General features: G+C 45.4%; 9 protein-coding genes. 2 read left to right on the top strand and 7 right to left on the bottom strand.

The annotated features are described in order from the left end of the window. The 6 genes from Q338_RS10710 to Q338_RS10685 form a co-directional block, all read right to left on the bottom strand. Window positions 1-245: transposase family protein (locus Q338_RS10710; RefSeq protein WP_034291500.1), on the bottom strand; the 245-nt coding region annotated here is incomplete at its 3' end. Window positions 246-424: 179 nt separating this feature from the next. Beyond that, window positions 425-1,519, bottom strand: coding sequence for a tetratricopeptide repeat protein (locus tag Q338_RS10705; RefSeq protein WP_051968614.1), 1,095 nt, complete (start codon window positions 1,517-1,519; stop codon window positions 425-427). A 131-nt stretch (window positions 1,520-1,650) separates the two neighbouring features. Next, entirely contained in the window at window positions 1,651-2,352 is a 702-nt protein-coding gene (locus Q338_RS10700; RefSeq protein ID WP_034295248.1) for a 5'-methylthioadenosine/adenosylhomocysteine nucleosidase, read from the bottom strand. 248 nt (window positions 2,353-2,600) lie between these two features. Then, the gene (locus tag Q338_RS10695; protein WP_034295247.1) at window positions 2,601-3,080 is read right to left on the bottom strand and encodes an S-ribosylhomocysteine lyase; all 480 of its coding nucleotides are present in this window, start codon (window positions 3,078-3,080) and stop codon (window positions 2,601-2,603) included. A gap of 44 nt (window positions 3,081-3,124) precedes the next feature. Then, window positions 3,125-3,469 (bottom strand): DUF2069 domain-containing protein, encoded by a 345-nt coding sequence (locus Q338_RS10690; protein WP_034295245.1) that lies wholly within the window; start codon window positions 3,467-3,469, stop codon window positions 3,125-3,127. 239 nt (window positions 3,470-3,708) lie between these two features. After that, entirely contained in the window at window positions 3,709-4,896 is a 1,188-nt protein-coding gene (locus Q338_RS10685; RefSeq protein WP_034295243.1) for a PilT/PilU family type 4a pilus ATPase, read from the bottom strand. 286 nt (window positions 4,897-5,182) lie between these two features. On the opposite strand from Q338_RS10685, the gene acnB reads away from it, so the two are divergent. Next, window positions 5,183-7,771 (top strand): bifunctional aconitate hydratase 2/2-methylisocitrate dehydratase, encoded by a 2,589-nt coding sequence (gene acnB / locus Q338_RS10680; RefSeq protein ID WP_034295241.1) that lies wholly within the window; start codon window positions 5,183-5,185, stop codon window positions 7,769-7,771. A 61-nt stretch (window positions 7,772-7,832) separates the two neighbouring features. On the opposite strand, the gene Q338_RS10675 is transcribed toward acnB, so the two are convergent. Further along, window positions 7,833-8,237, bottom strand: coding sequence for a helix-turn-helix domain-containing protein (locus Q338_RS10675; protein WP_034295239.1), 405 nt, complete (start codon window positions 8,235-8,237; stop codon window positions 7,833-7,835). Window positions 8,238-8,361: 124 nt separating this feature from the next. Here Q338_RS10675 and Q338_RS10670 point away from each other — a divergent pair, with 124 nt between their 5' ends. After that, on the top strand, window positions 8,362-8,949 hold the full coding sequence (locus Q338_RS10670; RefSeq protein ID WP_034295237.1) for a transferrin-binding protein-like solute binding protein: 588 nt from the start codon (window positions 8,362-8,364) through the stop codon (window positions 8,947-8,949). Window positions 8,950-9,087: the final 138 nt, after the last annotated feature.

Here is a 9,087-nt window from a genome sequence, read left to right as displayed (position 1 = left end):
AAATCCAAACTGCCAATAAAGGTTCGGATTTTTTCATGACTCGGTGTCGCATCGCGTTCCCAAGCAAGATATTGTTTTAAATCGTCAATATTGTTACTCAAAAAGCGGTCTATATCACGAAAGCTTTTTGCACCACCCATTATCGCAATCACAATGGCTGTTAATAATTTAGCTTGCGCGTAACGTTTACCTTCGCTGCGTCTTTTGTCTTCAATTTCTGAAAAGTAGGTTTCCAAAGTTTGCATGGTCAAATTACCGTTAGTTTAACTTTATCATTTTACACCAAAAGAACTTGGCAGGTCTGCGTCCCCAACGGGGGAGGGGACAGGTTTCAGGCAGCCCAAAATTTTTGCTTTGTAAAGAAAGGCTGCCTGAAAAACAAAAATGCTTTCAGGCAGCCTGAATTGAAAAAAAAGAATGGGGATTAGCGGATTAAACCTTCTTGGCGCATATAATTGAGATTTTCTTGTGCTACTGTATCGCCTTGTGCAGCCGCTTGTTCAAAGAATGATTTGGCTTTGGCATAATCTGGTTTCACACCTAACCCTTTCACATACATCAAGCCCAAATTGTGTTGTGCTACTGCATTACCTTGTGCAGCCGCTTGTTCAAACAATGCTTTGGCTTTGGCGTAATCTTGTTTCACGCCCCAACCTTTCCGATACATATAGCCCAAACTGCTTTGTGCATCTGCATGACCTTGTGCAGCTGCTTGTTCATAATATGCTTTGGCTTTGGCGTAATCTTGTTTTACGCCAAAGCCTTGTTCATACATATCGCCCAAATTATATTGTGCGTCTGCATGACCTTGTACAGCCGCTTTTTCATACCAAATTTTAGCTTGAGCGTAATTTCGTTTCCCACCCAAACCTTGTTGATACATATAGCCCAAATTGTTTTGTGCGGCTTTATGACCTTGTGTAGCTGCTTTTTCAAATAATGCTTTGGCTTTGGTGTAATCTTGTTTTACACCCCCACCTTCAAAATACATATAGCCCAAATTGTTTTGTGCAGCATCATATCCTTGTGCAGCTGCTTGTTCATAATATGCTTTGGCTTTGGCGTAATCTTGTTTTACGCCCCAGCCTTGTTCATACATATAGCCCAAATTGTATTGTGCAACATCATATCCTTGTGCAACTGCTTGTTCAAACAATGCTTTGGCTTTGGCGTAATCTTGTTTTACGCCCCAACCTTGTTGATACATATAGCCCAAATTGTTTTGTGCAGCATCATCTCCTTGTGCAGCTGCTTTTTCCAACCACATTTTAGCTTGAACATAATCTTTTACGGAACCATCAATGCCATGCAAATAACGCATACCTACTTGATTTTGCGCTGTTGCATCACCTTGTTGCGCTAATTTCAAATCTGTGGCAAAGCTGTTTTGGAGTTGACCAGAAATAGAGTTGCTTGTTGTGATTGTCATATTGGGTGCAGCCACAACAGGCAATGCCAACATGCCTGCCAACAATGCAGCGCATAATTTAGTCAATTTGCGGGGGGTAAAGAATGGCATGGTTTTCGCTCCATGTTGTTGAAAAAAAAGAAAATAAAAGTGTACGTTTTTTACTTTTTTAGCAAGTACTCTATGGGAATTTTTTCAGGCTGCCTGTGCCTAATCAATATTCAAGGCAGCCTGAAAATCCATTAAATCGCCTGAATCAAAGCCCGCACCCTTTCAGCCGAACGCACCGCCGCCGTTTCCAAAAACGCTTCAAAACTGATTTCCGCGCCGCCATCTGCCGTATCCGACACCGCACGGATAATCACAAAGGGCTTGCCCAATACCGTGCAAGTTTGGGCAATCGCGGCGGCTTCCATTTCCACCGCCATCACATCGGGAAAATGGGCGCGGATTTCAGCTAATTTATCATTATCGTGAATGAATTGGTCGCCGCTCACAATCAAGCCGTGATGAACCGCTTGCCCATCGCTCGCCGCAACCGCCGCATTCACCAAAGCATGATGGCTGTTAAAACGCGCTTCCTGTTGCGGCACTTGCCCATGCACATAGCCAAACGCGGTAACGTCCACATCATGATGTGCCACCGTGTCGCCAATCACCACATCGCCAATCGCCAAACCCGCCCCCACGCCGCCCGCGCTGCCCGTGTTAATCACACAATCGGGCGAAAAATGTTCAATCAATAAAGTGGTCGCAATCGCCGCATTCACTTTGCCAATGCCACTTAAACACAGGCTCACATCTTTGCCATCTAGTTTTCCGTGATAAATCAAGATTTTGCCAAAAGTTTGCGTTTGCAAATTGCTCATGGCGTTTTTCAGCAATTCAATTTCTGGCTCCATTGCGCCGATAATACCGAAATGTTGGGGAGATAAAGTTGTCATATTTATTCTTTCAATTTAATGGCTTATTGGATTTTCAGGCTGCCTTTCACTAATCTACAAAAATAAAATATTGCCCACAATCATTGATATTCCAGCCACTCACTCCCTCTCCTTTGGGAGAGAGCTGGGGAGAGGGAGAAATCGTTGAGCATTGCGAGTTTTACCCTCTCCCTAACTCTCTCCCACAGGAGGGGACAATTGGGCGGTAGGCAAAAATTTGTAGTGTAGTAAAGGCAGCCTGAAAAACATCACGCAAACACCGTTGTCCACTCATCGCGTTTATCCAACAAATACTGCGCGATTTTCTGCGCCCCTTCCAAACTGTGGCTCGCCGCCCAACCGCATTGCACCACATTACACGCAGGCACTTCAGTCGCCACCACCACATCACGCAAAGTTTTTTCAATTAAATTCAACGCGTCATCGTATTCAGGTAAATTCAGTAAAGCCACATAAAAACCCGTTTGGCAACCCATAGGGCTGATATCAATCACTTTGTCCGAATGATTGCGCGACAATTCCGCCATCAAATGCTCCAAGCTGTGCAAGGCGGGCATTTCCATATGGTCTTGATTCGGCTGGCAAACGCGTAAATCGTATTTGTAAATTTTATCGCCATGGTCGCCATCGGTTACGCACGCCAAACGCACATACGGGGCTTTCACTTTCGTGTGGTCAAGATTAAAACTTTCCACATTCATGCGTTTTTCAATTTGAATATCGGTCATGGTTAAACTCACTTTCTTTGCAGTCAAAAAATAGAAAAGCTGGATTATACGGGATTTTTCGGGCGTTTAAATTGTTTCAAATACGCCAAACACAAAACAAAAAACGCCACACTCAAACCCACCTGCGCCGCCGCAAAACCCACGCTCAACGCGCTGGTGTCCCACAATCGCATAATCCCTTCCGTAAACGGCAATAAAATCAACATGGAACAATATTGATAAGTGTAAATCCGCCCCGACACTATCCCCCGAATCGGCAAACAAAGCGGAATTAATTTCATCAACAACAACCATTTACCCGTATTCAAAGGCGCAAACGCCCAATCCCACAACAAAGTAAGCGGAACCAAAGCCAACCAACACGCCGCCGCAAAATAATGTTTTTTCATCAAAATAATCCTTAAAATCAATAAAATAAGGCAGCCTGAAAATTATTCAGGCTGCCTTTTAGTACGCGACAATTTTTCATCTTACAACAATCTGTCCCCTCCCCCGTCCACAAGTGGAACAAATTCATTTCATTGAAAATCAACAAACCACCCCCACCCTAACCCCCCGCCAGCGTGGGAGGGAACAGATTTCAGGCAGCCTGAAAGATTTTTGTCGTGTATGGAAAGGCTGCCTAAAATTATTTTTTCACTTCTTCAGGTGCTTCGTAATCCGTCAAAGCCAAACCGTCCAAAATGCCATCTGAACCTGCTGTTTTGTTTTTCTTACTGTTCAACTGAATTTGCAAACGCAAGTCATTGACCGAATCCGCATTTTTCAAGGCTTCATCGTAGCTAATCAAATCTTCTTCATACAAATCAAACAACGATTGGTCAAAAGTCTGCATACCAATATCGCGTGAACGCGCCATGATTTCTTTTACGCCATGCACATCGCCATGCAAAATCAGTTCCGAAATCAAGGGCGAATTAAGCAAAATTTCCACCGCCGCACAACGCCCTTTGCCTTCTTTTTTCGGAATCAAACGCTGCGAAATAAATCCTTTTAAATTCAAAGATAAATCGTTTAATAATTGCGTGCGGCGTTCTTCAGGGAAAAAGTTAATAATGCGGTCAAGGGCTTGGTTGGAGTTATTCGCGTGCAGCGTTGCCATACACAAATGCCCTGTTTCGGCAAACGCCAAAGCGTAGTCCATCGTTTCGCGGTCGCGGATTTCGCCAATCAAAATCACATCTGGGGCTTGGCGCAGCGTATTTTTCAGCGCGGCAAACCAGTCGGCGGTGTCCACACCCACTTCGCGTTGCGTGATAATGCAGTTTTGGTGCGGGTGAACAAATTCAATCGGATCTTCAATGGTAATAATATGCCCATAACTGTTGGCGTTGCGGTAATCAATCATCGCCGCCAAAGACGTGGATTTACCCGAACCCGTGCCGCCCACAAAAATCACGAGACCACGTTTTTCCATCACCACTTGTTTCAAAACAGGCGGCAAATTCATATTGTCAAATTTCGGAATATCGCTGGTAATCACACGGCACACCAGCGCAGTTGCACCACGTTGCACCATCGCATTGATACGAAAACGCGACACCCCCGCCAAACTAATCGCAAAATTACATTCATTGGTGGTGAAAAATTCTTCCGCTTGTTTGTCGTCCATAATGGAGCGGGCGATTTGTTGGGTGTGGTCGGCGGTGAGGGGTTTGTCGGTAATTTTGGTTAATTTACCGTCCAATTTCATCGCTGGCGGATAACCAGCCGTGATGAATAAATCCGAACCTTTGTTTTTTACCATGTGCGTCAGTAAGCCATGAATAAATTTTTTCATCTCTTCGCTAACTGGCGGAATATGGACTGTGGACATCTGTGTTTTCCTTAAAGTGATGGTTATATTTGATAAATTATTTTGCTATTGGGTAAATTATACTAGAAATTTCATGGGTCGCGTAGCACCTATTGGGATAGATTTCCCTTGATAAAATTTTCTGTTCAGGCAGCCTGAAAACCCATTCCCCAAACTGTAAAATTAAGTTATGATAATATTTAGTCAAATGACTACACACAGTTTCAGCACCGTTTTCAGGCTGCCTGAAACGCCAAATCAAAACTTTACAAGAAAAACAGTATTCCCAAACATAAGGAACAAAGAAATGTTAGAAGCCTACCGCAAAGCCGCAGCCGAACGCGCTGCACAAGGCATTCCCGCCCTGCCTTTGACCGCCCAACAAATGGCTGATTTGGCTGAATTGTTGAAAAACCCACCTGCTGGCGAAGGCGAATTTTTGTTGGACTTGCTCGCCAACCGCGTACCTGCTGGTGTGGACGATGCCGCCAAAGTCAAAGCCTCATTCTTGGCAGCCATTGCCGAAGGCAGCGTATCCAGCCCACTGGTGTCGCCCGAATACGCCACCAAATTGCTCGGCACCATGCTGGGCGGTTACAACATTCACCCCCTGATTGAATTGTTGGACAACGACAAACTCGCCCCCATCGCCGCCGAAGGCTTGAAACACACCTTGTTGATGTTTGATTCTTTCCACGATGTGAAAGAAAAAGCCAACAAAGGCAATGTGAACGCGCAAGCCGTGTTGCAATCTTGGGCAGACGCGGAATGGTTCACATCACGCCCTGCTGTGCCTGAAAAAATCACCGTTACTGTGTTCAAAGTAGATGGCGAAACCAACACCGATGACTTGTCGCCCGCACCTGACGCATGGTCGCGCCCCGACATTCCTTTGCACGCATTGGCAATGTTGAAAAACCCACGCGATGGCATTACCCCCGATAAAGCAGGCGAAATCGGTCCCATTAAAACTTTGGAAGAATTGAAAGCCAAAGGCAATTTGGTTGCCTATGTGGGCGATGTGGTCGGCACAGGTTCATCACGCAAATCCGCAACCAATTCCGTGATTTGGCACACTGGCGAAGACATTCCTTTTGTTCCCAACAAACGCTTTGGTGGCGTGTGCTTGGGCGGCAAAATCGCCCCCATCTTCTTCAACACCCAAGAAGACTCTGGCGCATTGCCGATTGAAGTTGATGTTTCTCAACTGAAAATGGGCGATGTGGTGGACATTTTCCCTTATGACGGCAAAATCGTGAAAAATGGCGAAACCGTTGCCCAATTTGAATTGAAATCCCAAGTTTTGTTGGACGAAGTTCAGGCTGGCGGTCGCATTAACTTGATTATCGGTCGCGGCTTGACTGCAAAAGCGCGTGAGGCTTTGGGCTTGCCAGCATCTGACAAATTCCGCTTGCCACAAGCCCCTGCCGAAAGCAAAGCAGGTTTCACTTTGGCGCAAAAAATGGTGGGTCGCGCTTGCGGTTTGCCCGAAGGTCAAGGTGTGCGCCCTGGCACTTATTGCGAACCACGCATGACCACAGTCGGCTCGCAAGACACCACAGGCCCAATGACCCGCGATGAATTGAAAGACTTGGCGTGCTTGGGTTTCTCGGCTGATTTGGTCATGCAATCATTCTGCCACACGGCTGCTTACCCCAAACCTGTGGACGTGCGCACCCACAAAGAGCTGCCTGAATTCATTTCTACGCGCGGCGGTGTGTCTTTGCGCCCTGGTGATGGCGTGATTCACTCTTGGTTGAACCGCTTGCTCTTGCCCGATACTGTGGGTACTGGTGGCGACTCACACACCCGTTTCCCCATCGGCATTTCATTCCCAGCAGGTTCGGGTTTGGTGGCGTTTGCGGCGGCAACTGGCGTGATGCCTTTGGATATGCCTGAATCGGTGTTGGTGCGTTTTTCAGGCAGCCTGCAACCAGGGGTAACCTTGCGCGATTTGGTCAACGCCATTCCTTTGTATGCGATTAAACAAGGCTTGCTGACCGTTGCCAAAGCAGGCAAGAAAAACATTTTCTCGGGTCGCATTTTGGAAATTGAAGGTTTGCCCGATTTGAAAGTAGAACAAGCCTTTGAAATCACAGACGCTTCTGCGGAACGTTCTGCGGCTGGCTGTACCGTTCATTTGAACAAAGAACCGATTATTGAATACATGACTTCCAATATCGTGTTGATGAAAAACATGATTGCCGATGGCTATGCCGATACGCGTACTTTGGAACGCCGCATTAAAGCGATGGAAGCATGGTTGGCAAACCCACAACTGTTGGAAGCCGACAAAGACGCGGAATACGCTGCCGTGATTGAAATCAATATGGACGAAATCAAAGAGCCAATTATCGCTTGCCCGAACGACCCCGATGATGTGTGCTTCATGTCGGAAAAATCAGGCACGGTGATTGATGAAGTGTTCATCGGTTCGTGCATGACCAACATCGGACACTTCCGCGCTGCGTCCAAATTGTTGGAAGGCAAGAGCGACATTCCTGTGCGCCTGTGGGTGGCTCCACCTACCAAAATGGACGCGCAAGAATTGTCCAATGAAGGACACTATGGCGTATTGGGTCGTGCAGGCGCGCGCATGGAAATGCCAGGTTGCTCGCTGTGTATGGGCAACCAAGCGCAAGTTCGCGAAGGCGCAACCGTGATGTCCACTTCCACGCGCAACTTCCCCAACCGTTTGGGCAAAAACACCAATGTGTTCTTGGGTTCGGCTGAATTGGCGGCAATTTGCTCCAAATTGGGCAAAATCCCAACTGTTGAAGAATACCAAGCCAACATCGGCATCATCAACGAAAACGGCGACAAAATCTACCGTTACATGAATTTCAATGAAATTCCTGAATACAATGATGTGGCGGAAAAGGTGAAAGTGGCTTAATTTTCAATTGATTTAAGCTAAAAACAGGCAGCCTGAAAAAATTTTCAGGCTGCTTTTTGATTTACTTTTCAATTTGATTGGCTTCCAAAACCGCCACCAATTTTTTTAAAATCAATAATTCTGCGTCTTTTTGGGCAATGATTTCATCTTTATGCTGGATAATTAATTGAAGTTTTTCAATTTCTTGACTATTTTGATTAGGTAAATTAATCGTACTGAAATGATTGGCACAAACACCATTATCTTGCACAAAAAAAACGACACCTTTCTCGTGTGCCGTCATCAGTTCAATCACATCAATATTCAACACTTGGGCAATTTGGCTTAATTTGTCTAAATGCAATTTGCTTTCACCGCGTTCTATGCGAGCGTAACCGTTTAATGACATATTGAGGCGATTTGCCATTTCTTCTTGCGACCATTGGCGCATTTCGCGTAATAAGCGAATGTTGTCGTGTACCGTCATAAAATTTAACCCAAAAATGAAGCAAATAAACCGAATTTAGATGTGAAATACACCGAGTTTCTTGCTGGTTGAATGAAAAAAGGGATTATAAAATAAAGTTTTTTAGAAAAGCAAGGAGTAAACAATGCGTTCATTTTTCGTGGCTTTACCATTGGCTTTGGTGTTGGCAGCCTGTGCCAGTAACGATGGGGCGGGCGTGAAAGAAACACCCGATAATGACAAAATTGATTTAAGCATTAGCCCTAAAGGTTGGGTAACGGTGAAAACCAATGCAGGTCGGGCAACAGGCTACAATCAAAACGATTCATTTTATGGTGCTTGGGTGGACGACAGCCGCCAAGTAACCGAATTAAGCTATCAAGGTACTGAAGCGACTGATATTCCCCAAACGGGTTCTGCTTCTTATTATGGCAATGTGGTGCGCGTGGATAGCGATGGCGATATTGTTAATGCAGGTACCAGTCGTTTGAATGTGGATTTTGGCAAAAAAACGGTTGATGGCTATTTGGATTTAGATATGGCACGAGATGTTACACTCAAAACAGGCAGCCTGAACGGTGCCAAATTTGCAGGTCAAGCAACTGTGCTGGGTAACAGTGGTGGCAGCTATTCTGGCACGCTGATGGGCAAAGGCGCAACCGAAGCCGCAGGTATTGTGAAATTTGAAAACAATTCAAGTCTCAATGCTGTTTTTGGTGGCAAACGCTATTAATCCCATTTTTTCAACCTTTTCAGGCAGCCTTTCAGTACACGACAAAAAAAGTACAATAAAAAAAGAAGTCCGCATCAATTCAGTGGTATCGTATTAATTTTCTCACGACTAATCCAATATGACTGAATTGAGCGAACT

The organism is Alysiella crassa DSM 2578 (assembly GCF_000745955.1).
Taxonomy (GTDB): domain Bacteria; phylum Pseudomonadota; class Gammaproteobacteria; order Burkholderiales; family Neisseriaceae; genus Simonsiella; species Simonsiella crassa.
This window is presented reverse-complemented; position numbering and strand designations above follow the sequence as displayed.